Below are 23,466 nucleotides of genomic sequence, written 5' to 3'. Positions count from 1 at the left end.
AAGGATAAAGCCCGGCCCATGACGGCGCATTGACATCACCGGGATCGCGCGTTGCTGCGACGCCACGCCGCTGCGGGGGTCAGCGATTGAGTGCGCGGCCGCCCTCTCGCAGGATGCGCCCGCCGGGGCGAGCCGCCCGCGGCCAACGAAAGAACAGGAAGCGCCCCGTGAAGATCACCGCCGTGAAGAGCCACCTCATCGGCTACGACCTGCCCGAGACCCTCGGCTACTCGCAGCAGATGTACCGCCGCCGCACCGCTCACCTCGTGGAGGTATCGACCGATGCGGGGATCACCGGGTGGGGCGAGTGCTTCGGACCCGGCAACGTGGCGCTCGCCAATCGCGCCATCGTCGAGGCGGTGATCGCCCCGATGATCGTCGGCCGGGACGCGCTCGCCCGCGAAGTGGTGTGGCACCACGTCTACAATCTCTTGCGCGACCACGGCCAGAAGGGAATGCCGCTGCAGGCCCTGTCGGGCATCGACATCGCGCTGTGGGACATCGCCGGCAAGGCGACGGGGCTGTCCATCGCGCGCCTTCTCGGCGGCCCCTTCCGCACCGACGTCCCGGTCTACGGCTACGGCATGATGCTGCGGCCGAGCGCCGACCTTGCCGCCGACTTCACCCGCGAGGCGGCGGCCATCGAGGCGATGGGCTTTCGCGCGGTGAAGATGAAGGTCGGCTGCGGTGTCGCGGAGGACATCCGCCTCGTGGAGGCGACGCGCAAGGGCCTCAGGGACGAGACGCGGCTGATGGTGGACGCCAACCACGCCTACCATACGGCTCAGGCGCTCGCCGTCGGCCGGGCGCTCGAAGGGCTCGGCGTCTACTGGTTCGAGGAGCCCGTCGCACCGGAGGATCGCGACGGCTACCGCACGTTGCGGGCCGCCCTCTCGGTCAACATCGCCGGCGGCGAGGCGGAGTTCACGCGCTGGGGCTGGCGCGATCTCCTCGAGGGGCGCTGCCTCTCCATCGCCCAGCCCGAGGTGTGCGGGCTCGGTGGCATCTCCGAGTTCGTGAAGGTGCTCGCCCTTGCCCACACCCATTTCGTGCCGGTGGTGAACCACGTGTGGGGGTCGGCGGTGTCGGTGGCGACGAACCTCCAGCTCCTCGCCGCCCAGCCGCCGCTCCCCGGCGGGCTCCACCCGGACGAGCCGATGCTCGAATACGACACCACCCACAACGCCTTCCTCACCGAATTACCGCAAGAGGATCTCGACGTTCTCGGCGGCGTGCGCGAGAGCGGGCGCGTCGCCGTGCCCGACCGGCCCGGCCACGGCGTCATCCCGAACCCGGACGTACTCGCCCGCTACCGCATCGACGCCCCCGCCTGAAGTCAGACGGAGACGACCTCCTCGAGCTCGGCGTGCCCATAGTCCTGGATCGCGCCGCGATGGAGCGCGCCGCCTTCGCCCGGCCGGATCCGCAGGCGCCTCCCGTCGGGCGCCTCAAGCTCCATCGGCTCGGCGCGGCCGCGGCCGGGGCTCTCCGCCACGAGGGTGAAGTCCCCCTCCGCCGGCCGCACGAAGAACGGCGCGTCGGCGTGGAGGCCGCCCGCCTCGCCCAGCGACAGGCTGCGCGCCTGGTCGAAATAGTCCCGCCGGTTGGAGAGGTTGTGGTCGAACACCACCCCGTCATTCTGCCGCCGCGAGAAGCTGCGCAGCATGGCGATCCACTCGCACAGATAGATGCCGTGCTCGTCGATGCTGCACCACTCGAAGGCGTTGTTCGCGCAGGTGAGGTTGGCGGTGTAGTCGGGGCCGACGCCGTCGCAGGGCGGCTGCGGCACCTCGTCGGCGGCGCCGCCCACGATGGGGCAGCGCAGCACGAAGCTGTTGTGCACCACGTACCAGGGGTGGTCGGGCACCGCGGCGCCGAGAGCATAGTCCGGATTGTGAGAGGCGTAGCTCAGCTTCAGCACCCGGCCCATCGTGTGGTGGGTGGCGTCCTTCACCCCCTGGCGCGACACGAAGTGGGCGGTGTTGCCGTAGATGTACATGTACCCGCCCCGCACCCCGTCGAGCGAGAACCAGCTGTGCGCGTCGACGATGCGGTTGTGCGCGATGTGCCAGTTGTGGACGTAGTATTCCGGCTCGATCGGGTTGTCGCGCACCCGCACGAAGTCGTTGTCGAAAATATAGACGTCGCGATTGTAGGGCAGGCCGGCGTCGCCCGGCAGCTGCCCCACCTTCATCCGCACGCCGTTGTAGCAGTCGCTGATGACATTGCGGCTGATGTTCACCTCCGAGACGTCCTTGGAGGCGAAGAAGCTGCCGTTGTAGTAGCGCTTGGTCCCCATGCCGCCGTCGCCGCCGTGCGCCTCGATCCAGTCCACCTCGTGCCAGAGCACGTGCTCGGGCGTGTCGTCCTGCTGCCAGCGGTTGCCTTCGAGACCGAAGCCGCGGCCCTGCTTGGCGAACACGGCATTGGTGCCGTGGCGCAGCGTGTTGCCGATGATGGTGATGTGGCTGCTCTTCTGAAAATAGAGGATCACGGGCCAGTAATTCTGCAGCTCGAACCCCGCCACCACGACGTGCTCGCAGTGGCTGAAGCGCAGAAAGGCGAAGTCCGTCGCCGTCGGGTTGCCGGGCCCGCCGTCCTGCGGCCGTCCGTAGCCTTGCTGCGGATCGGGATGGCTGCCGCCGCAGATCACCCCGCCTCCCCCCTCGAACACGACCGGCGCACCGACGCGCCCCTTGAGGCCGACGACGTCGGTCGCCTCGTGATAGGGGCCGGGATGGACGAGGATGCGGCATCCCTCCGCCTCGCCCTCGAGCGTCGCGAGATAGGCCGCCGCCGCAGCGATCGCGGCCCGCAGCTCGGCCGGATCGGACGCTGAAAACGTCTGCATCATCAATCACCTCGAAAAGAACTGTCTGAAAAGCGGCAGATCCTAGTGCGCGAGCGTGGCCGATGCCAAGAGATTGGGCCACCGCCCTCGGCTCAAGGCGTCCGGCTGCGCGCCTCGTCCAGCGGCCGCGGCCGCACGCGGCTCACCGGGTCCTGAAACCGGTAGCGCGGGTTCTGGCAGACGGGAAACGTCGCCGCGTCGAGCTCCTTCAGCAGCGCGGTCGTGGGGCCGTCCACCGAGATCGCGCTGCGCGTGGCCTGCCGGAACCGCACCGCCGCCTGCCGCGACCTCTGCCCCCAGATGCCGTCGACGGGTCCGGGATCGCACCCGAGCCGCGCCAGATGGGCCTGGATCGCCCGCACGCGCCGTTCGAGCCTCGTATCGATGGGTTCGGAGCGGCGGCTCAGCACCTCCTGCTCCTCCACCATGATCCGAAACGTGCCGCTGCCGACATGCCGCAGCCCGAACCGGAACCGGATGCGCCCGGTGGAGCGCACGTTACGCTCCGGCGCCTCCGCGCCGAAATCGGCGATGCCGGAGACGGCGCAGACCGCCCCGTCACAGCGCGCATCTTCGATGGTCACGATGTCGATGCTGCGCCGCGGGTAGCGCATCGCGTAGTGCACGACGCTGGCGACGACCTCGTCGCGCGAGATGGCCTTGCTGCCGTAGTAATCCACCACGTCGTCGTAGGCGGCCTGCGCCGACTGCCCGGCGTCCTGCGCCCCGAGCCTCGTTCCCACCACCATGTGGCGCCGCACGAAATCGACGGCCGCCTGCGGCAGCATCGGCGCTTGCGGCGGTTGGCCGCCACCCTCCTCGCCAGCCGGCGGCAGCACGACCACGTCGATCCCGAGATCGGCGGCGATCTCCGGCGTCAGCGCGAACTCGTCGTCAGGTGGCGCCTCGGTGAGGCGGTACACCGCCATCTCCGATAGGCCCAGATTGGTGAGATAGGCACCGACGAGTGCGTTGCCGACCCCGGTTTCCCGCCGGATCCCGCCTACATCGATGGAGGCGGCATGAAAGCCGATGAACGCCGTTGGACCCATTAGACGGGTCTGCCCACCGAGCCAGGCGAGCGCACAGGCCGACACGCACATGGCGCCATCGATGACGGCCGTCGCGAACCCGCGCAACCGGATGGTCTTGCCGATCTCGAGCCCGGTAATGAGGTTCCCGCCCGGGCTATGCATCGAGACGATCGTCTGGCGCAGTCCGGCGATCGCACTGCGGAAGCGGACCTCGTCGCCGCGATCGAGGGTCCCGATGATGGTGACGAACGTGACCGTATCGCCGTCCCGCCACACGTCGATCTCCGCTGCTCCTGCATCATGAGCGCCGATCACGGCACGGGCGAGCACGACGACGACGAAGAGCCGGAAGGCGAGGCGCACCATCGTCATAGTTTCGCCATGTTCCACAATTCTGGAACCGGCTTCAACTATCCTTATGACGCGAGTTGCATGCGCGCTCTCGGTATTGTCCGATCATATACATGCATGCCGAAAGAACAGGTGCGTCGGCCACCAATCGAACGGTGCGGAACACCGCACCATCGCCGCGATTCGTGCGACGAGGATCGCGGCGCCGTCGAGGGAATGTTCAGAGATTGGAGGATCGCGGAATGGTGGAGGGGGTTGGATTCGAACCAACGTAGGCATAGCCAGCGGATTTACAGTCCGCCCCCTTTAGCCACTCGGGCACCCCTCCGTGCGCCTTGCTGCGGCGTGATAGTGTCCATGTTCGGCGAAGTCAAATCGGAATGGCACGTTTCTCCCATGGACGAGAATGAACCCTACTGGCTGTTCGGCATGCACGCGGTGCGCGCGGCGCTCGACAATCCACGACGCACGGTGCATCGCATGCTCGCGACGACGAACGCCATGCGCCGTCTCGATCCGCTGCCGACGAACATCGCCGCCGAGACCGTCGACGTGCGCGCCCTCGGCCGCCTCCTCGGCGACGTCGTGCATCAGGGCGTCGCCATCGAGGTGTCGCCGCTGCCCACCACGCCGCTCGACGCGCTCGCCGACGCGAGCACCGTGCTTCTCCTCGATCACATCACTGACCCGCACAATGTCGGCGCCATCCTGCGCTCCGCCGCCGCCTTCCGCGCCGACGCGGTGGTGATGACGCGCCGGCACAGCGCGTCCGAGACGGGCGCGCTCGCAAAGGCCGCCTCGGGCGCCCTCGACCTCGTCGACGTGGTGACGGTGACGAACCTGACGCGCGCCGTGGAGGAGCTGCGCGGCTACGGCTTCCGCGTCGCCGCGCTCGACAGCGAGGCGGCGGAACCGCTCGAAAGGCTGGAGCCCGCGCCCAAATGGGCCTTCGTCCTCGGAGCCGAGGGCAAGGGCGTGCGTCAGGGCGTGCGCGCCGCCTGCGACACGGTGGCGGCGATCGAGGTGCCGGGGGCGCTCGCCTCGCTCAACGTGTCGAACGCGGCGGCGATCACCCTCTACGTGGCGAGCCGCAACCTGACGCGCGTCAGAGACACATCCTGACGCCGTCCGGCGTCTTGATGGTGCCGGTGCGCGGGTTGAAGCTCGGCCAGCGGGAGGCGCAGTAGCTGTACCAGGCGGGCGTCCAGGGCGCGGGCTTCTGGTAGCGCCACCGCTGACCGAGCGGCACGAGGAAGTTCACCGCCGGGGTCAAGGGCTCGGTGTAGAACCATTCGCCCTTGCGCGGCGGGCGCTCGTCCATGGTGGCCCACGGCTCGCCCTTGCCGAAATAGCCCGGCACGTGGCGGTAGGCGTAGCTGCCGGACCGGTAGGACAGGTCCGCCCCGAACGCCGTGGATGCGGCCGCCATCATGGCCAGTGCGGCAAGTGCCGATGCGACGGGGGCGATCACCCTCAACATAAGATCCTCCGAGACCGTGTGGCAAAAACTCACCCATTTCGTCACACAAAGCAACGATCGCGGCGTTGACGGGGCACCACCTGCGACCGATAAGCCTCACTCGAAGCCGGCTTAGCTCAGTTGGTAGAGCATCTGATTTGTAATCAGGGGGTCGGGGGTTCGAGTCCCTCAGCCGGCACCATCTTGGTGGCGCTACCGGCCTCCGGCCTACCTGAGCGCGCGACCGACCCGTTTGTGGCGCTACCGGCCTCCGGCCTGCTTGAGCGCACCGGCAACCCATGGGTGGCGCTACCGACCCCCGGCCTACTTGAGCGCACCGGCGACCCATAGGTGGCGCTACCGGCCTCCGCCTTACTTGAGCGCACGGGCGACCCGTGTGGGTGGTGCTGCTGGCCGCCGGCCTACTCGAGCGCGTGGTCGGCCCGTTCGGACGCGGCACCTGCTTTGAGCGCGACGGAGTGGCCGGGGTGCCGTGTTGGGGAGCGCCTCGGCCACGCCCGGGCGTCAGCTGGCCTCGGCCGCGAGGAAGGGGCGCCAACCGCCGTGGGCGGAGATGTCCTGCGCGCCGTCGAGGCCGGCCGATTCGCACAGGAAACCGAGCACGGCCGTGCCATCGGCGAGCTGCAATGTTCCGATCGAGAGCGGCGAGGGAACGCCGGAGATGAAATCGCCCATCGCCGCGCGCGGCAACGCCCACACCTCGAGCGCGATCGTCGCGCCCCCCTCGCCCACCCGCACGAGCCCCGGGCGCATCGGTGGCCCGCCGGCGAGCCGGTAGAAGCGGTAGACGGGCGCGGTCTCGGCGGCGAACAGGAACCGGCCCCCCCGCCCCGAAAGCTCGCGGTTGAGCGGCAGCCCCGACATGTGCGCGCCGACCACCGCAATGGCGAGCTCGTCGGGCCCGGGCGCCGCCGCCGCGGGCTCGGGCGCCGGCGGTACGGGATGGCCCGTCGCCCCGATCTCGGCCGTGGTGAGGCGGTGGAGCGGGCCGGCGAGGCTCGCGAGGAAGCCGTCCTTGCCCGCGGGCGCCACGAAGCAGACGCCGAACGCGTGGCCGTCGCCCCGCTTGCCGGCCGGAACGGCGATGGCGCAGAGATCGAGGAGGTTCACGAAGTTGGTGTAGGTGCCGAACATCGAGTTCGGGCCGATCGGGTCGGCCTCGAGGTCGGCGACCGTCGCGAGCGTCGGGATCGTCGGCACCACCAGGGCGTCGACCGAGGCGATCAACGGATCGGTCAGCCGCTTCAGCGCTTTGAGGTGATAGAGGCCGCGGAAGGCGTCGGCCGCGCTCATCGTCTCGGCGGCGCCGATGACCTTCCGCGTCACCGGATGCAGCACCTCCGGCCGCTCGGCGATCACCTCCGCGATGGCGGCGTAGCGCTCGGCGACCCACGGCCCACCATAGACGAGCTTGGCGGTCTCGAAGAGGGCGGTGAAGTCGAGCGGCACGATCTCCGCGCCGAGGCCCCGCAGCCGGTCGAGGGCGGCCTCGAAGGCGGCCTTCTGGTCGGTGTCGCCGCCGACGTCGAGGGTGGCGGCGTCGGGCACGCCGAGACGCACCTTGGGGGGCCGGGCGCCGAGTGCCGGCATCGGGACGGGCCGGGCGTAGGCGTCGTCGGGATCGAAGACGGCGGCGACCCGCGTCACGGCGTAGGCGTCCTCCACCGTCCCGGCGAAGACGGAGATGGTATCAAGCGTCCGGCAGGCGGGCACCATACCGCCGGCCGAGAGCGAGCCGAGGGTGGGCTTCAGCCCGACGATGTTGTTGAGGAAGGCCGGCACGCGTCCCGAGCCCGCCGTGTCGGTGCCGAGCGCGAAGGTCACGAGGCCGCGCGCCACGGCGACGGCCGAGCCCGAGCTCGACCCGCCCGGCGGCAAGGCCGGATCGAGCGCGTTCTTCGGCACCGGATAGGGCGTGCGCACGCCGACGAGCCCGGTGGCGAACTGGTCGAGATTGGTCTTGCCGATGGGGATCGCACCGGCGACCCGCAGCGCGGCCACCACCACCGCGTCCCGCTCCGCCGTATAGGCGAAGGCGGGACAGGCGGCGGTGGTCGGCGACCCGGCGAGGTCGATATTGTCCTTGATGGCGAAGGGTAGGCCCCAAAGCGGAACGGCCGGATCATAGGCGCCCAGCGCTTCGGCTTCGGCAACGGCGACCTCCTCCGGCACGAGATGGAGGAAGATGCCGGGGTCGCCGGCGGCGGCGATGCGACGGTAGACCTCGCGGATCACGTCGGCGGGGGCGAGACCCCCGGCATAGGCGGTCGCGAGGCTGGCGGCGTCGAAGCTCAAGGTGTCCACGGTCGTCTCACTCATTTTCCAGCATTTCCACCGGCCGCGTCCACTGGATGAGCACGACGCAGCCGTCCTCGGACCATACCCGGTGGATCGAGCCTTCGGGATTGATCACGAGCGCCCCGGTCCCGTAGCGGCCGCTGTCGTCCGACTGGGACCCTTCGAGCACGAGGATCGTCTCCATGCCGGTGTGGCGATGGCGGGGCACGGAGGCGCCGGGAGCGTAGCGCAGCAGCGCGACCGCGGGCTCCCCCGCGACGAGGGTCGCAATCTCCACCCCCTCGCGCATGGGGACGAAGGCGGCGTCGTGCCAGCCGCCTGAAAGGATCGTGAAGGTCGCGGGGTGCATCAGGAAAGAGCCTTGAGGATGTCGTCGGTGGTCGCCGTCCAGCCGACGATGGCGCCCTGGGCGCGGATCATCTCGATGGCGGCGGCCTTGAAGGCGGGGAAGTAGCTTTCGGTGGCGTCGGTCGCGAGGAGGCATTCGTAGCCCCGGTCGTTCGCCTCGCGCATGGTGGTCTGAACGCACACCTCCGTCGTCACCCCCGCGAAGACGAGCTGGGTGAGGCCGAGCCGCTCCAAAGTCTCGCCGAAGGGGGTGGCGTAGAAGGCGCCCTTACCGGGCTTGTCGATCACCGTCTCGCCCGGCGCGGGGGCGAGCTCTGGCACGATCTCCGCGCCGGGCTCGCCGGCGATGAGGACGCGCCCCATGGGTCCCTCGTCGCCGATCCGGAGCGTCGGCGATCCGCGCAGGCGCTTTGCCGGCGGACAGTCACCAAGGTCCGGTGCATGGCACTCGCGGGTGTGGATCACCGGCAAACCGGCGGCGCGGAAGCCTTCGATGAGCCGCGCCACGGTGGGCACGATCGCCTGGAGCAGCGACACGTCGTTGCCGAGCGAGGCACCGAAGCCCCCCGCCTCGATGAAGTCGCGCTGCATGTCGATCACCACGAGGCCGACGGCATGGTGGTGCACATCCAGGGGAAAGGGCTCGGTGGCGATCCTCGTCATGCGCGGCCCGCCCATCACGCGTGACCCGCCATGTGGCGGCCGATCTCGGCAACGTCGGCGGTGGCGGCCGGCGTCTCGAAGGCGATGCGGCCCTCGGACATCACGAGGATGCGGTCCGACAGCTCCATCACCTCGTCGAGGTCTTCGGAGATGAGGAGCACGGCCGCGCCCTTGTTGCGGGCGGCCACGATGCGGGCGCGGATCTCGGCGACAGCGGAAAAATCGAGGCCGAAACAGGGGTTCGCGACGATGAGGAGATCCACCTCCCCCGTCAGCTCGCGCGACAGCACCGCGCGCTGCACGTTGCCGCCCGAGAGCGACGCGATGGGCGCCTCGATGGACGAGGTCTTGACCTTGAAGGCGGCGACGAGGTCGGTGGCGGCCTTCTTCATGCGGCCGGTGTTCAGCCAGAAGCGAGGCTCGCCCTTGCCGTCGAGGTCGAAGGTGCGGAAGCCGATGTTTTCCGCCACCGACATGCGCGGCGCGCAGGCGTTGCGCAGAGGCTCCTCGGGGAGATAGCGCACGCCGTGCTCGCGGGCCTCGGCGCGGGTGGCGTGGTAGGGCGCGCCCTCCACCGTCACCGTGCCTTTTTCGCAAGGGCGCTGGCCGGTGAGGATCTCCATCAGCTCCATCTGGCCGTTGCCCGACACCCCCGCGATGCCGACGATCTCGCCGGCACGCACCTTGAGGTCCTCGATGGCGATGGCGCCGCGGCCGGACCGGTCGCGGGCGCGGATGTGGTCGAGCGACAGCACCACCTCCCCCGCCTCGCCGGTGCGGGCGGAGGGGGTGGCGGCGCTCTCGGTGCCCACCATCATCGCGGCCATGTCGGCATGGGTGAGGTCCGCCACCTTGCCGCCGCCGGCGTAGCGGCCGCGGCGCAGGACGGACACCTCGTCGGCGAAGGCTGTCACCTCGCGGAATTTGTGGGTGATCATCAGGACGGTGATCTCGCCCTTTTCGGTGAGGCGGCGGACGAGGCCCAAGACCTCGTCGGCCTCGCCGGGGGTGAGGACGGAGGTGGGCTCGTCGAGGATCAGGAATTTGCGGCCGAGGTGGAGCTGCTTGAGGATTTCGAGCTTCTGCTTTTCGCCCGCCGCGAGCCGGCCGACGGGCTCGTTCAAGGGCACCTTGAAGGGCATCGTCTCCATGAAGGCGTTCAGCACCTCGCGCTCCTTGCGCCAGTCGATGACGGCGGGCGGATCCTCGCGGCTGATGACGAGGTTTTCCGCCGCCGTCAGCGAGGGAACGAGGGTGAAGTGCTGGTAGACCATGCCGAGCCCGAGGGAATGGGCGGTGCGCGGGTCGGGCACGGTGGCCTCGGTGCCCGCCACCATGAGCTGGCCGGAGGTCGCCTGATAGAACCCCATGATGCACTTCACGAGGGTCGATTTGCCGGCGCCGTTCTCGCCGAGCAGCGCATGAAAAGTGCCCGGCCGCACCGCGATCGACACGTCGTCGAGGGCGGTGAACGCGCCGAAGCGCATCGTCATGCCGACGGTCTCGACGCCGAGGGCACCCTTGTCGGTGCGGCCGGGGACCGTCACGGCAGTGCCGCCACGAGGGAGGCGGAATCGGACACCGCGCCAAAAACGCCGCCCTGCATCTTCACCATGTGCATGGCCGCGTCGTGGTTCGACTTGTCGGTGGCGCCGCAGCAATCCTGCAGGATCACGCACTCGAAGCCGCGGTCGTTGGCCTCGCGCATGGTGGTGTGGACGCACACGTCCGTGGTGATCCCGGTCAGCACGATGTTGTCGATGCCGCGCAGGCGCAGGATCAGTTCGAGATCCGTCGCGCAGAACGAGCCCTTGCCGGGCTTGTCGATGATGGGTTCGCCCTCGAGGGGGGCGAGCTCGGGGATGATGTCCCACCCCGGTTCCCCGCGCACCAGGATCTTGCCGCAGGGGCCGGGATCGCCGATCCCCGCCCCGATGCGCTGGGAGCGCCAGCGCTTGTTGGCGGGAAGGTCCGACAGGTCCGGCCGGTGCCCTTCGCGGGTGTGGATGATGGTGTAGCCCTTCGCGCGCATCGCCTCGAGCACCGTCTTGATGGGCTCGATCGGGGCGCGGGTCAGCGACAGGTCGTAGCCCATCGTGTCCACATAGCCACCCTTGCCGCAGAAATCGGTCTGCATGTCGATGATGATGAGGGCGGTGTTGTCGGGGCGCAAATCCCCGTTCCACGGCCAGGGATAGGGTGTCGACTCGATCGTCGTCATTCGGCCGCCTCCGGCAGCGTTTCGCCATAAAGGCGGGTGGGCGCCTCGAAGCCGCAGGGGGTGCCGTCGGTGACTTTCACCGCGTCTTCCCAGGGCAGGCGATATTGTTCGGCGACCATGTCCCGCATGAAGGTGTAGGGGCAGTCCCGCGCCCCGCCCTTCACCGCCACGTAGCCGCGGTGGCCGAGCTGGTAGATGTTGTTCTCGACGCCCCAGCCGAGCCGTGCCTCGCGCACGAGGTCGGGCCGCACCTCGGCGGTGATGATCTCGTCGGCGCGGCCGGTGGTGCCGTGGGCGATCACCGAGCCGTCGAAATTCACGATCATCCCCTCGCCCATGGAATCGAACGTGCCGTCGGAGCCGCACATGCACACGTTCGCCGTCACCATCAGGTTCTGGAACGAATTGGCCTGGTTGGTGAAGCGCCAGCTCTCGCGGATGGGCGCGGTGTAGCCCGCCGTGCGCAGCATGATCTCGGCACCCTTGTAGGCGCACTCGCGCGCCATCTCGGGGAACATCCCGTCGTGGCAGATGATGAGGGCGAGCTTGGCGCCCTTGGGACCGTCGATCACGGGGATGCCCATGTCGCCCGGCTCCCACGGCTCCACCGGCACCCAGGGGTGGAGCTTGCGGTAGTAGAGCTTCACCTCGCCCTCGTCGTCGATGACGATGCCGGTGTTGTAGGGGTTGCCGCCGGGGTTCTTCTCCATGATCGAGAAGCAGCCCCAAATTTTGTGCTCCACGCAGGCGGCCTTGAAGGCGGCCACCTCGGGCCCGTCCATCGAGACCATCAGCGCGGGGTCGGTGTTCATCGACAGGCCGTGGAGCGAATATTCGGGGAACACGACGAGGTCCATCGTCGCCATGTTGCGACGCGCCTTGCCGACCATCTCGACGATGCGATCCTTTTGCGCGGCGAGCTGCTCGGGCGTGTCGACGACGGGGAGCTTCAGTTGAACGAGGCCGATCACGACGCCGTTCTCGGATTTGTTCAGTCCGCCGAGACCGTTCATGACCGTCTCCTATTTGGTGATCGAGAGCTCGCCGGGGGCGCCGGAGAGGGCCCGGTTCGGCGAGGAGGTGGCGATGAGGAGCGCCAGCGTCAGCACGTAGGGCGCGGCGTAGAAGAGGTAGTAGCCCTCGGTGACGCCGACGGACTGGAGCGCGGGGCCGAGCGCCCCCGCCCCGCCGAAGAGGAGGGCGGCGAAGAAGCAGTTGATCGGGCTCCACCTGGCGAAGATCACGAGGGCGACGGCCATCAGCCCCTGGCCCGACGAGATCCCCTCGTTCCAACTCCCCGGATAATAGAGCGACAGATACGCCCCGCCGACGCCCGCGAGCGCCCCGCCAGCCGCCGTCGACAGAAGCCGCACCCTCCCGGCATGGAGGCCGAGGGCGCGGGCGGCGTCGGTGCTGTCGCCGACGACGCGGATGACGAGGCCGATGCGCGTCGCCTTGAACATCCACGCCATCACGAGGGCGAGGACGGCGCCGAGGATGAAGAGCACGTTGACGCGCAGCGCCGCCTGCACCTGGGGAGAATCCGACCAGGCGCCGAAATTGATCGCCGGCAGGTCCGGCGCGACGGGCTGGATGTAGGGTTTGCCGAAAAAGAAGGCGAGCCCCATGCCGAGCAGCATCAAGGCGATGCCGATGGCGATGTCGTTCACCCTCGGCAAAGAGCACAGCGCCCCGTGCAAAAGCCCGAAGAGGACGCCCGAGACCGCCGCCGCCCCGACGCCCGCCCACGCCGACCCGGTGAGGTAGGCGACGGCGTAGCCCGACATCGCGCCGAACACGAGCGTGCCCTCGAGGCCGAGATTGATGCGGCCCGAGCGCTCCGTCAGGCACTCCCCGAGGCTGACGAGGAGGAAGGGGGTCGAGACGCGGATCGCCCCGCCGACGACGGCGAGCGGCACGCCCCAGAGGCCGAGATCGGTCATGTGCGGCTCCAGCGTTCGGGGGCGAAGATCTTGAAGCGGCCATAGAGCGTCTCGGAGGCGAGGATCGCAACGAGCACGATGCCTTCGAGAACGAGGACGGTGGCGTCGGGGAGCCCCATGCGCCGCTGGATGAGGCCGGAGGAGGCTTCGAAGCCCGCGAGCAGCACCGCGACGGGGATGATGGCGAGCGGATTGTGCCGCGCCACGAAGGCGATGAGGATCCCGGTGTAGCCGTAGCCCGCCACCAGCGAGCCGTTGGCCGAGCCCAGAACCGCCGTCACCTCGAACATGCCCGCAAGCCCCGCGAACGCACCGCCGAGCGCCGTGAACCCCACGATGAGCCGCCCGACCGGCAGCCCCTGCACTTCGGCCGCCCGCACGTTGCCGCCGGCGATGCGGGCGGAGAACCCCCACACCGTCCGGTCGATCAGCACGAAGGCGATCACGCAGGCGACGACCCCCGCCGCAAGCCCCCAGTGGACGGGAAAGAACGGCAGATCCCCGATCCGGAAGGCCGCGTCGAGCGGCGCGGTGGAGGGTTTGTTGAGGCTCGCGGGGTCCCGGAGCGGGCCTTCGACGAGGTGGTTCATCAGGGCGATGGCGATATAGGCCATCAGAAGGCTCGCGATGGTCTCGTTGACGCCGCGGCGATAGCGCAGCCAGCCGACGGCGCCGATCCACACGCCCCCCCGCCACCATCGACGCGACCATCATCGTCGGAATGCCGACGAGCCCCGGCAGGCCGGAGAACCACACCCCGACGGCGCCGGCCGCGACGCCGCCCAGAACGATCGCCCCCTCCCCGCCGATGATGACGAGGCCGAGGCGCGCCGGCAGCGCCACACACAGCGCCGCCAGCAGAAGGGGCGCGGCGCGCGACAGCGTGTTCTGCCATGAGAAGGGCGTGCCGAAGCCCGCCCGGATGACCAGCTGATAGAAGTCCGCCGGCGACTTGCCGATGGCGATCAGGAACAGGCTGAATACCAGAAGCCCGGCGATCAGCGCGCCCACGGGGATCAGCACCGCCTCGGCCCGCCGCGCGAGGGCGGCGAGGAACACGGGCGGCGCCTTTTCGGCGGCGACGGCGGAGGCGGTCATCCTCGGCGGCCTTTAGGAGGTGGAGCCGATGACGCCTTCGACGAGGTAGTTCATGCTTTCGAGCGAGACGTCGGTCTCCTCGAACGCCTGACCCTCGGTGGCGACCACGTTGCCCTTGTTGTCCTTCAAGGGGCCTTTGATCACCGCGAAACCGCCCTTCATGATCTCGGCCTTGGTGGCGTCGAACTGCTTGATCGCGGCCTCGGAGTTGGCGGTGCCGAGCGGGCTCATCTTCACGAAGCCCTCGGCGAGGCCGCCGCGAACGAAGTTGTCGATGGGCTCTTCGGCGAGGGTCTTCTCCACCATGTCGGAGTAGACCTTGGCCCAGTTCCACTCCGCGCCGGTGAGGTATTTGTCGGGCGCCAGCGAGGACTGGTCGGCGTGGTAGCCGCAGATGAAGCAGTCACGGCCGGCGGCGGTCTCCATCACCACCTTGGGGCCGTCGACGTGGCAGGTGATGACGTCGGCACCCTGGTCGGCGAGGGCGTTGACGGCCTCGGCCTCCTTCACCGCCAGCGACCACTCGCCGGTGAAGATCACCTGGCAGGTGATCTCGGGGTCCACGGCGCGGGCGCCGAGGAGGAAGGAGTTCACGTTGAGGAGCACCTGGGGGATGGGCTTGGCCGCCACGAAGCCGATCTTCTTCGACTTGGTGGCGTGCCCCGCGGCGATGCCGTTGAGGTATTGGCCCATGCCGATATAGCCGAAATAGGACCCGACATTGGACGGATGCTTGTCCGCCTGCCACAGGCCGCCGCAATGCTCGAAGCGGACGTCGGGATATTCTCCGGCGACCTTCAGGATGTGCGGGTCGAAATAGCCGAACGAAGTCGGGAACAGGAGCGTCGCCCCGTCGAACTCGATCATCGACTTCATGGAGTTCTGCACGTCCACCGTCTCGGGGACGTTTTCTTCCTCGACCACCGTCACGCCGGGGATTTCCTTGACGGCGGCGGCGCCCTCGGCGTGGGCCTGGTTGTAGCCGAAATCATCCTTCGGGCCGACATAGATGAAGCCGACCGTCAGGCCGGCGGCACGGGCCGGGAACGAGCCCAGCGCAAGGGTCCCGGCGAGGCCGGCGGTCGTTTGCAGGAAGCGGCGGCGGGTGGGGCGCAGGAACGACGACATGGTGGGTCTCTCCGGGCACGCTGAATGGGGTGGAAAGAGTGTTGACCACCTCGGCGCTGCCGTCTTCTGCTAATGTTGCACCGAAGTGCTGCACAGATTGCAGCACGCTCCCCCATCGCACCCCGGAGCCGCCATGCGCCATCTGCAGACGCTGCGCTATGTCGATGCCGTCGCCCGCGCCGGGTCGATCCGCAAGGCCGCCGAAACGCTCGCGATCACCTCCACCGCCCTCAACCGGCGCATCCTGGCGCTGGAGGAGGATCTCGGCGTGCCGATCTTCGAGCGCCTCGCCAACGGCGTGCGCCTCTCCACGGCCGGCGAGATCCTGATCCAGCACGTGCGCGAGCAGCTCACCGACATGGAGCGGGTGAAGTCGCGCATCGCCGACCTTTCGGGCCTCAGGCGCGGTCACGTGTCGATCGCCTGCAGCCAGGCGCTCCTGCCCCACTTCCTGCCCGAGCAGATTGCCCACTACCGGGCGAACCAGCCCGCCGTCACCTTCCAGGTGATGCGTCGCGACCGGGCCGCCGCCGAGGCCGCCCTCGTCGCCCACGACGCCGACATCGCCATCGTGTTCGAGCCGGTGCGCCTGTCGGAGTTCCACACCCTCCTCACGGTGCGCCAGACGGTGCACGCGGTGGTCGCGCGCAACCACCCGCTCGCCGGCGAAGGCCCGGTGCGGTTGCGCGACTGTCTGCGCTTTCCCGTCGCCGTGCCGACCCAGGACTACGGCGTGCGCCACCTTCTGGAGCTCGCCTTGCGGCGCTCCTCGCTGGAGATGAACGTGGCGCTCGAATCGGATTCCTTCGAGTTCCTGCGCGGCTTCGCCCACGCCTCGCCGCTCGTCTCCTTCCAGATCCCGATCGGGCTCGAGGAAAACCCCACCTTCAACGAGGTCAGCCGGCCGCTCGATGAGCGCGACATGCCCTCCGGCCTCCTCTACATGGGCCAGCTGCGCGGCCGCGCCCTGCCGATCGCCCCGGCGAGCTTCGCCGATCAGCTCGCTCGCGCCTTCTCCGAACGCTTCGAGTGCGTCTGAACGGGACGCCTCAGACGTCTTTCACGAGGCGCAGTGCGTCGTAGATCGCGGCGTGGATGTTGCGCGAGGCGATCGCGTCGCCGACGCGCCACAGCACGTAGCCGCCCTCCGGGTTGGTCACGACGTGCTGCGGCCGACCGGCGATCAGCGCCTCGATGTCCACCTCGCCCCGGTTGGTGGAGCCCTCCTTCAGGGCGAAATAGACGTCGTCGAGGGGCTGCGTGCCGGTCTCGTACACCACCTGGTCGACCTCGCGCGTCACGGTACGCCGCCCGTACTCGTCGAAGAACTCGGCGATGAGGCGGTTGCCGGATCGGCGGATCGCCGTGAGGCGCAGGTTGAGCGTGATCTTGACGTCGTGCTCGGAGAACTTCGCGAAGTAGGGCGGGAAGGAGGTGCCGCCCACTTCGGGAGCGAGGATGCGCTCGGGCGTGACGATCTCCACCTTGGAGCCGGCCTCGGCGAGAAATTCCGCCGCCGTCGGCCCCGGATGAGCGCCGTTGTCGTCGAAGAGGATCACCTCGCGCGCCGGCTTCACCGCGCCCGACAGGATGTCCCACGAGGAGGTGGCGAGGGCCTCCCCCTCGGCAAGAAAGGAGGTGTCGGGCATGCCGCCGGTCGCGATCACCACCACGTCGGGCGCTTCGGCGAGGACGTCGTCCGCCTCGGCGTAGGTGTTGAGGCGGATCTCCACCCCGAGCCGCTCGCACTCGGCGATGCGCCAGTCGATGATGCCCATGATCTCGCGCCGCCGCTTGAGCGAGGCGGTGAGGCGGATCTGACCACCCGGCTCGTCCGCCGCCTCGAACACCACCACCTGGTGGCCGCGCTCGGCGGCGACGCGGGCCGCCTCGAGCCCCGCCGGCCCCGCCCCCACGACGACCACGCGCTTCTGCGGCCCCTCGCTGCGGGGGATCACGTGGGGCATCTTCGCCTCACGCCCCGTCGCCGCATTGTGCACGCAGGAGGCTTCGCCGTTGTAGATGGAATCGATGCAGTAGCCCATGCCGACGCAGGGGCGAATGGTCTCCTCCACCCCGGCCGCGATCTTGCGCACGATGTGCGGGTCGGCGATGTGGGCGCGCGTCATCCCGACGAGGTCGAGCTTGCCGCTTTCGACCGCATGGCGCGCCGTCGCGACGTCCTGGATGCGCGCCGCGTGCATCGTGGTGATCTTGATCTGCGAGCGCACCTCGCCGGCGAAATCGAGGTGGGGGGCCGAGCGCGCGCCCATCCCCGGGATGACGCGCGACAGCCCCTCCTCGGTGTCGAGGTGCCCGCGGATCACGTTGACGAAGTCGATGAGGCCCGAGGTCGCGAAGCGGCGGGCGATCTCCACCCCCTCCTCGCGCGAGATGCCCTTCTCCACGTCCTCGTCGCACACGAGGCGGAGGCCGAGGATCATCTCGGGCCCGACGCGCGCGCGCATCGCGTTCAGCACCTCGAAGCCGAAGCGCATGCGGTTCTCCAGCGAGCCGCCATACTCGTCGTCGCGCTTGTTGGTGAGCGGCGACAGGAACTGGTCGAAGAGGTGGCCGTAGGCGGTGATCTCGATGCCGTCGAGGCCGGCGGCCTGGACCTTCTCCGCCCCGTCGGCATAGGCGCGCACCACGCGGGCGATGTCCCAGTCCTCCATCGCCTTCGGGTAGCCGCGGTGGGCGGCCTCGCGCACCGAGCTCGGTGCCACGATGGGCAGCCACTCCGACCGCGACCAGTAGGTGCGGCGGCCGAGGTGGGTGATCTGGATCATCACCGCGGCGCCCTCGTCGTGGCAGTCGTCGGCGAGGCGCTTCAGCCAGTGGACGGACTCGTCGCGGAAGAGCTCGATGTTGCCGAAGGATTGCGGGCTGTCGGGCGCCACCACCGTGGAGCCGCCAATCATCGTGAGGCCGATCCCGCCCTTCGCCTTCTCGAGGTGGTAGAGGCGGTAGCGATCCTTGGGCAGGCCGCCTTCGGTGTAGGCGGGCTCGTGGCCGGTGGAGATCAGCCGGTTGCGCAATGTCAGGTGCTTGAACTGATAGGGTTCGAGCAGCGGGTCGGTGCGGTTGATGAGCGTGGTCGGGCCGGAGCGGACCGGCGCTGGAGCCGCAAGAGTTTGCACGGGTCTCGCCCCCTGTTCTTATCGGTCGATGACGACGTCGGTTTCGGGTCGGCTCGAGCACGGCAGGATGAAGCCGCGGTCGATCTCACGCTGGCGCAGCGCGTCGGTATGGCTCATCGCCACCTTGCCCGACACCTTGAGGCACTTGCAGGTGCCGCAGATGCCGCGGGTGCAGGACGACGGCATGGCGATGCCCGCCGCCTTGGCCGCGGCGAGGATGGTCATGCCCGGCGGACAGTCGAACGACTTGCCGGACTTCGCGAAGGTGACGCGCTTCGCCGGCGCGCTCTCGTCGACGGGCGCGCTCTGCTCGAGCGCCCCGAAGTCGAACGATTCCTCGTGATAGCGCCCCGGCGGCACGCCGAGCTCGGCGGCGGCGGCGCGCATCGCCGCCATGAACCCCTCGGGGCCGCAGGTGAGCACCGTGCGCTCGGCAAGGTCGGGCACGAGCGCGGCGAGCCGGTCGCGATCGAGACGGCCCTTGGCGCCCGCCCACGAGCCGTTCGCCCGGCTCGCCACGGGAACGATGCGCACCTTCGGCACCCGCCGGGCGAGGGCTGCGAGCTCGTGGGCGGCGATCATGTCGTCGGGCTTGCGGGCGGCATGCACGAACACCGCGTCGAGCGCGATGCCGAGATCGGCGGCGGTGCGCACCACCGACAGCATCGGCGTGATGCCGGACCCCGCCGACAGGAGGAGGAACTTGTCGCCATCGGCCCGCGCCGGGCCGAAGCGCCCGGCCGGCCCCATCGCCTCGATGGTGGCGCCCGGCACCAGCGTGTCGTGAAGGTGGCCGGAGACGAGGCCGCCGGGCTTCCGCTTCACCGTGATCGCCACCGCGCGGTCGGCGGCGGCGGACGAGGCGAGCGTGTAGCTGCGCTCCACCACCTCCTCGCCGAGGTCGAGGCGGAACGTCATGAACTGGCCGGGCTCGTAGACGATCCGGGCCCCGTCGGTGGGCGCGAGCAGGAAGGTGCGCACGTCGTGCGTCTCGTCCCAGACAGCGCGGCAGGTCAGCGTGCCCCAGCGGTCGGGCCGCCAGGCGCCGCGCCCGGCGGGGGCGGCGAATGGGTTCATCAGCCGCCGTAGCCGTGATGCGTCATGCGCTCGCAGTACCAGGTGGTCCAATCGTCCACGAGGCGCTCGGTGTGCACCGAGTAGGGGCCGGGGGTGTAGCCGGCCGAGCGCACCCCCTCCTGCGACATCGCCACGAGGTCCGCGTCCTGCTGATTGGTGGCGATCCACACGGAGGTGAGATGGTCGAGGTCGTAGTCGACGCCCTCGACGGCGTCCTTGTGGACGAGCCACTTGGTGCGCACCAGCGTCTCGCCGGGCGACAGGGGGAAGATGTTGATGACCACCGCATGATCGGCCATCACGTGGTTCCACGAGTTGATGCCCCAGAGGTGGATGTTGCCGCAGCCGGAGTTGCCCATGCGGCCGAGCGGCACGCGGCTCGCAGCGCGACTGTCGGGCGTCTGGCTCTCGCCGGTGCCGGCGATCAGCAGCCGCTCGGTGCGAAAGTTCGTGGCCTGGCCCTGCCAGTGCTCCACCGCCGAATGGTCGAGGCCCGCCCCGTCCCACAGCGCCCGGGCGCGCACATAAGCGGCGTCGAGCGCGTCGGCCTCGGCCCGCTCCGTGGGGGAGAGGTCCACCGCGTCGAAGCCGAAATCCGCCGCGAACAGCGACAGGCAGAGCTCGGGATGGTTCGCCGCGCAGTGATAGCACTCGCGGTTGTTCTCGATCACGAGCTTCCAGTTGCCCTTCTCGACGATGTCGGTCTCGAAGGCGACCTTGGCGTCCTTCAATTCGTAAGGCTCGAGGCGCTCGCTCATCAGCGCGGCGAGCGTCTCGATGTCCTGCGGCGGATCCTGCGACAGGCAGACATAGACGAGGCCGCCGATGTTGCGCACCGCCACCGGCTTCAGGTGATGCAGCCCCATGTCGAAGTCGACGCCCATGTGCGGCGCGCTGAACAGCTCGCCGGTGAGGTCGTAGGCCCATTGGTGATAGGGGCACACGAGCTTGCCGACGATCGAATGGCCGGCCGGCACCAGCCGCGCCGCGCGATGGCTGCAGACATTGTGGAAGGCGCGGATGCCCTCGTCCTCGTCGCGCACGATGAGGATGGAGGAACGGCCGATGTCGACGGCGTAGACGTCGCCCGGCTCCGGCACGTCGGCCTCGACGGCGACGGCGATCCAGTGGCGGTGGAAGATCATGTCGAGGTCGGCCTCGAACACGTCCCGCCGGTTGTAGAGGCCGGCGGGCAGCATGTGACCGGGCTTGCGGTCCCTGATGAGGGTGGCGATGACGTCGTGGGACACGTCCTCGCCACGGAAGTCCGGCACGATCTGAAGCATAACGCGGCCGCCCTTGATCACTCGGCCACCACGCCCGGTGCCGACAGCCGCACAATCCGGCAACCACTTTGTCGGCTCAAGGTCACAAATTCTGACGTCTGGGATAACTTGAAATCATCCCAAACTGAAAATGCGACCACGAAAGCGGCAAGTCTCTGACGCGATCTCGGGCAAACGGCTGCTTTGCTGCCCAAAATATAGACGAGGCGGGATCTTCAGATCGAAGTCGTCTCGGACTGAAGACTTCAACGATTCGTCAATCAAAGAGGATGGGCCACAAGCTCCGGGAAAGCGAGACGCGAAACGCGAGCGACATAGTCGATTTCGGCGGGATTTGATCCGACGAAAGTGTCGGGGCTAGTATGATCTCAGATTATGTGATGGTGAGCATCGGAACGTGACGCCGTGGCCAGCCTGAAGCGCATCGTCCCCTCGCTCGGCGCCCTCGCCGTGTTCGAGGCGGCGGCCCGCCTCGGCGGCTTCACGAGAGCCGCCGACGAACTCGGCGTGACCCAGGCCGCGGTCAGCCGCCAGATCCGCGCACTGGAGGACGACTTCAAGGCCCGCCTCTTCGTGCGCGGCCACCGCTCGATCCAGCTCACCGACGCGGGCCGCGTGCTCTACGAGGCCGTCGGCCAGTCCTTCGAGCGCATCGCCGAGGCGGTCGAAACGGTGAAGAACCCGACGCGGCCGGAGGTGCTCACCGTCGCGACCACCCTCGCCTTCTCCCACTTCTGGCTGCTGCCGCACCTCACCGCCTTCCGGGCCGAGCGGCCGGACCTCGAGTTGAAGGTGATCTCCAAGGATACCCCCACCGACCTGCGCGACGGCGAAGTGGACGTCGTCCTGCGGTTCGGCAAGCCCCCCTTTCGCGACGGCACCGTGCTCGTGTCCCAGCCCGAGATGGCCTACCCGGTGGCGAGCCCCGACTTCGCGGCGAGCCTTCCCGCCGACTTCGACCTCTACCATCTCGCCGACTATCCGCTGATCGACATCGATCCCGCCGTGCCCACGTGGATGACCTGGCGCGAGTGGTTCCGCCTCGCCGGGATCCGCCCGCCGGCGCGACGCAGCGGGCTGCGCTTCAACCACTATAGCGACGCCGTCTACGCCGCGATCAACGGCGAGGGGGTGACCCTCGGCTGGCATCGCCTCCTGGAGCGCCCGCTCGCCGACGGGCGCCTGGTGCGGCTCGGCGAGAAGGCGGTGGAGCCCGGCGACGGCCACCACCTCGTCGTCTCCGAGCGCGAGGCGCAGCGGCCGGCGGTGATCGCCTTCGTCGACTGGATCGAACGCTCGTTCGCCACCAGCCTCTGAGGGCGCCTCGGCGAGAGCAGGCCTCAGGCGGCCGAGCGCTCGGCCGGCGCGCCAGCATCATTGCCGCGCCCGGTCGGCGCGTCATCGTCGTTGCCGCGCGCGGTCGGCGCGCCATCATCGTTGCCGCGCGCGGTCGGCGCGCGGGTATCGTTGCCGCGGCGCCAGGCGTCGGGGGTCATCCCCTCTGCCGCCCGAAAGGCGCGCACGAGGTGGGAGACGTCGCAAAAGCCCGTCTCCGCGGCGATCTCCGTCACGCTGCGGTCCGACGTCGCCAGGCGCTGCTTGACGCGGGCGAGACGGATCAGCCGTGCCGCCTTCTGCGGCGAAAGCCCCAGCGCCTCGGCAAAGTGCCGCTCGAGCTTGCGCCGCCCGACGCCGAGCCGCGCCGCGAGCCGCGCCACCGTCGGCGGCGTCTCGAGGCTCTCGTGGATCATCCCGAGCGCCCGCCGCACCAAGGGATCGCGCGTCGACAGCTCCAGCGGCAGCCCCGGTTGCGGCCGCTCCCCCGCCATCGCCTCCTCGATGATCATGATGTTGAGGCTCTTCTTCGCCGCCGCCCGGTCCACGTGGCGGGCGACGAGGTGGGCGGCGAGATGGGCCGAGCTCACCCCGCCGGAGCACGTCAGGCGGTCGCGATCGACGACGAAGATCTCGTCCGACACCGGCTCCAGCCCCTCGAAGGCGTCGAGGAAATCGTCCCGGTGAAACCACGAGACGCAGCAGCGGTAGCCCTGCATCAGCCCCGCCCGGTGGAGCACGAAGGCGCCCGTGCACACCCCGACGAGCGCCACCCCCGCCGCCGCGGCGCGACGCAGGAAGGCGACGCTCTCGCGATCGAGCCCCTCGTCCTCGCCGATCAGCCCGCCCACCACGACGACGTAGTCGTACGCGGCGGGGTCGCCGAGGCGGGCGTCCGGCTGCACCGCCACGCCGCAGGAGGAGCGCACCGGCGCCATCGTCGCCGAGAGGACGCGCCAGCGGCAGCGGATCGGGCGCGACCGGTCCCCCTCGTCGGCGGCGAGACGCAGGACGTCCACGAAGTTCGCGAAGGCGCACAGCGTGAAGCGCTCCGTCAGGAGGAAGGCGATCGACAGGCGCGGCGATATGGGCGGGAGCATCGCAGAAATCTGCCACGCCACCGACGGTGTCGCAATCGTCATGCAGGGGTGACGGAAAAGTTCAGGCGCCAACCGGCCGCCGGCGCGATATTCTCCCCTGATCGCGTTCCGAT

Annotated in this window: 19 protein-coding genes, 2 tRNA genes and 1 pseudogene; 5 read left to right on the top strand and 17 right to left on the bottom strand. The window is 69.2% G+C overall.

Annotation, left to right across the window (positions count from 1 at the left end; translation table 11 throughout):
• The first annotated feature begins 167 nt into the window (after positions 1-167).
• The gene (locus tag JCR33_RS07360; protein ID WP_198881388.1) at positions 168-1,334 is read left to right on the top strand and encodes a mandelate racemase/muconate lactonizing enzyme family protein; all 1,167 of its coding nucleotides are present in this window, start codon (positions 168-170) and stop codon (positions 1,332-1,334) included.
• A 2-nt stretch (positions 1,335-1,336) separates the two neighbouring features.
• Here JCR33_RS07360 and JCR33_RS07355 read toward each other — a convergent pair whose 3' ends face one another.
• From JCR33_RS07355 to JCR33_RS07345, 3 genes are all read right to left on the bottom strand, one after another.
• On the bottom strand, positions 1,337-2,851 hold the full coding sequence (locus JCR33_RS07355) for a right-handed parallel beta-helix repeat-containing protein (protein ID WP_211110134.1): 1,515 nt from the start codon (positions 2,849-2,851) through the stop codon (positions 1,337-1,339).
• A gap of 92 nt (positions 2,852-2,943) precedes the next feature.
• Positions 2,944-4,257 carry a hypothetical protein gene (locus tag JCR33_RS07350; protein ID WP_198881386.1) on the bottom strand — a complete coding sequence of 438 codons (1,314 nt, stop codon included), beginning with the start codon at positions 4,255-4,257 and terminating at the stop codon, positions 2,944-2,946.
• 222 nt (positions 4,258-4,479) lie between these two features.
• A tRNA-Tyr gene (locus JCR33_RS07345) sits at positions 4,480-4,564 on the bottom strand.
• Positions 4,565-4,632: 68 nt separating this feature from the next.
• On the opposite strand from JCR33_RS07345, the gene rlmB reads away from it, so the two are divergent.
• Positions 4,633-5,358, top strand: coding sequence for a 23S rRNA (guanosine(2251)-2'-O)-methyltransferase RlmB (rlmB, locus tag JCR33_RS07340; protein ID WP_198881385.1), 726 nt, complete (start codon positions 4,633-4,635; stop codon positions 5,356-5,358).
• Here rlmB and JCR33_RS07335 read toward each other — a convergent pair.
• Positions 5,342-5,707, bottom strand: a complete 366-nt coding sequence (locus JCR33_RS07335; RefSeq protein WP_332461143.1) for a BA14K family protein — start codon at positions 5,705-5,707, stop codon at positions 5,342-5,344. The genes rlmB and JCR33_RS07335 overlap by 17 nt on opposite strands.
• A gap of 114 nt (positions 5,708-5,821) precedes the next feature.
• Here JCR33_RS07335 and JCR33_RS07330 point away from each other — a divergent pair.
• Positions 5,822-5,897 (top strand) — tRNA-Thr (locus tag JCR33_RS07330).
• A 323-nt stretch (positions 5,898-6,220) separates the two neighbouring features.
• Here JCR33_RS07330 and atzF read toward each other — a convergent pair.
• The 9 genes and pseudogenes from atzF to JCR33_RS07285 all read right to left on the bottom strand — a co-directional run bounded on the left by atzF (position 6,221) and on the right by JCR33_RS07285 (position 15,415).
• Complete coding sequence (gene atzF, locus JCR33_RS07325) at positions 6,221-8,035, bottom strand: allophanate hydrolase (RefSeq protein WP_198881383.1); 1,815 nt, start codon at positions 8,033-8,035, stop codon at positions 6,221-6,223.
• Positions 8,028-8,363, bottom strand: a complete 336-nt coding sequence (locus tag JCR33_RS07320; protein WP_198881382.1) for a cupin domain-containing protein — start codon at positions 8,361-8,363, stop codon at positions 8,028-8,030. Before JCR33_RS07320 ends, atzF begins: the two co-directional genes overlap by 8 nt.
• Positions 8,363-9,025, bottom strand: coding sequence for a cysteine hydrolase family protein (locus JCR33_RS07315; RefSeq protein ID WP_198881381.1), 663 nt, complete (start codon positions 9,023-9,025; stop codon positions 8,363-8,365). Before JCR33_RS07315 ends, JCR33_RS07320 begins: the two co-directional genes overlap by 1 nt.
• A gap of 14 nt (positions 9,026-9,039) precedes the next feature.
• On the bottom strand, positions 9,040-10,518 hold the full coding sequence (locus JCR33_RS07310) for an ABC transporter ATP-binding protein (protein WP_198881525.1): 1,479 nt from the start codon (positions 10,516-10,518) through the stop codon (positions 9,040-9,042).
• A 50-nt stretch (positions 10,519-10,568) separates the two neighbouring features.
• Entirely contained in the window at positions 10,569-11,246 is a 678-nt protein-coding gene (gene biuH, locus JCR33_RS07305; protein ID WP_198881380.1) for a biuret amidohydrolase, read from the bottom strand.
• A complete protein-coding gene (locus JCR33_RS07300) occupies positions 11,243-12,259 on the bottom strand; it encodes a formamidase (protein WP_198881379.1) in 1,017 nt (338 codons plus the stop codon). The genes biuH and JCR33_RS07300 overlap by 4 nt, the downstream gene beginning before the upstream one ends.
• Positions 12,260-12,268: 9 nt before the next feature.
• Positions 12,269-13,189, bottom strand: a complete 921-nt coding sequence (locus JCR33_RS07295) for an ABC transporter permease (RefSeq protein ID WP_198881378.1) — start codon at positions 13,187-13,189, stop codon at positions 12,269-12,271.
• Positions 13,186-14,287, bottom strand: a pseudogene (locus tag JCR33_RS07290) (ABC transporter permease). Before JCR33_RS07290 ends, JCR33_RS07295 begins: the two are co-directional and overlap by 4 nt.
• 12 nt (positions 14,288-14,299) lie before the next feature.
• Entirely contained in the window at positions 14,300-15,415 is a 1,116-nt protein-coding gene (locus JCR33_RS07285) for a BMP family ABC transporter substrate-binding protein (RefSeq protein ID WP_198881377.1), read from the bottom strand.
• A gap of 133 nt (positions 15,416-15,548) precedes the next feature.
• On the opposite strand from JCR33_RS07285, the gene JCR33_RS07280 reads away from it, so the two are divergent.
• Positions 15,549-16,454: a LysR family transcriptional regulator gene (locus JCR33_RS07280; protein WP_198881376.1), complete on the top strand. Its 906-nt coding sequence runs from the start codon at positions 15,549-15,551 to the stop codon at positions 16,452-16,454.
• Between the two features lie 10 nt (positions 16,455-16,464).
• Here the strand turns inward: JCR33_RS07280 and JCR33_RS07275 are convergent, their stop codons facing one another.
• From JCR33_RS07275 to JCR33_RS07265, 3 genes are all read right to left on the bottom strand, one after another.
• Positions 16,465-18,504, bottom strand: coding sequence for an oxidoreductase (locus JCR33_RS07275; protein ID WP_198881524.1), 2,040 nt, complete (start codon positions 18,502-18,504; stop codon positions 16,465-16,467).
• A 69-nt stretch (positions 18,505-18,573) separates the two neighbouring features.
• Positions 18,574-19,632 (bottom strand): hybrid-cluster NAD(P)-dependent oxidoreductase, encoded by a 1,059-nt coding sequence (locus JCR33_RS07270; RefSeq protein ID WP_198881375.1) that lies wholly within the window; start codon positions 19,630-19,632, stop codon positions 18,574-18,576.
• A complete protein-coding gene (locus JCR33_RS07265) occupies positions 19,632-20,918 on the bottom strand; it encodes an aromatic ring-hydroxylating oxygenase subunit alpha (protein ID WP_198881374.1) in 1,287 nt (428 codons plus the stop codon). The genes JCR33_RS07270 and JCR33_RS07265 overlap by 1 nt, the downstream gene beginning before the upstream one ends.
• Positions 20,919-21,323: 405 nt before the next feature.
• On the opposite strand from JCR33_RS07265, the gene JCR33_RS07260 reads away from it, so the two are divergent.
• The gene (locus JCR33_RS07260; protein WP_198881373.1) at positions 21,324-22,235 is read left to right on the top strand and encodes a LysR substrate-binding domain-containing protein; all 912 of its coding nucleotides are present in this window, start codon (positions 21,324-21,326) and stop codon (positions 22,233-22,235) included.
• Positions 22,236-22,258: 23 nt separating this feature from the next.
• On the opposite strand, the gene JCR33_RS07255 is transcribed toward JCR33_RS07260, so the two are convergent.
• Positions 22,259-23,353 (bottom strand): GlxA family transcriptional regulator, encoded by a 1,095-nt coding sequence (locus JCR33_RS07255; RefSeq protein ID WP_198881372.1) that lies wholly within the window; start codon positions 23,351-23,353, stop codon positions 22,259-22,261.
• Positions 23,354-23,466 lie beyond the last annotated feature (113 nt).

Source organism: Acuticoccus mangrovi (assembly GCF_016411865.1).
Taxonomy (GTDB): domain Bacteria; phylum Pseudomonadota; class Alphaproteobacteria; order Rhizobiales; family Amorphaceae; genus Acuticoccus; species Acuticoccus mangrovi.
The sequence above is the reverse complement of the archived record's forward strand: the minus strand, read 5'-3'. Positions and strand labels throughout refer to the sequence as shown.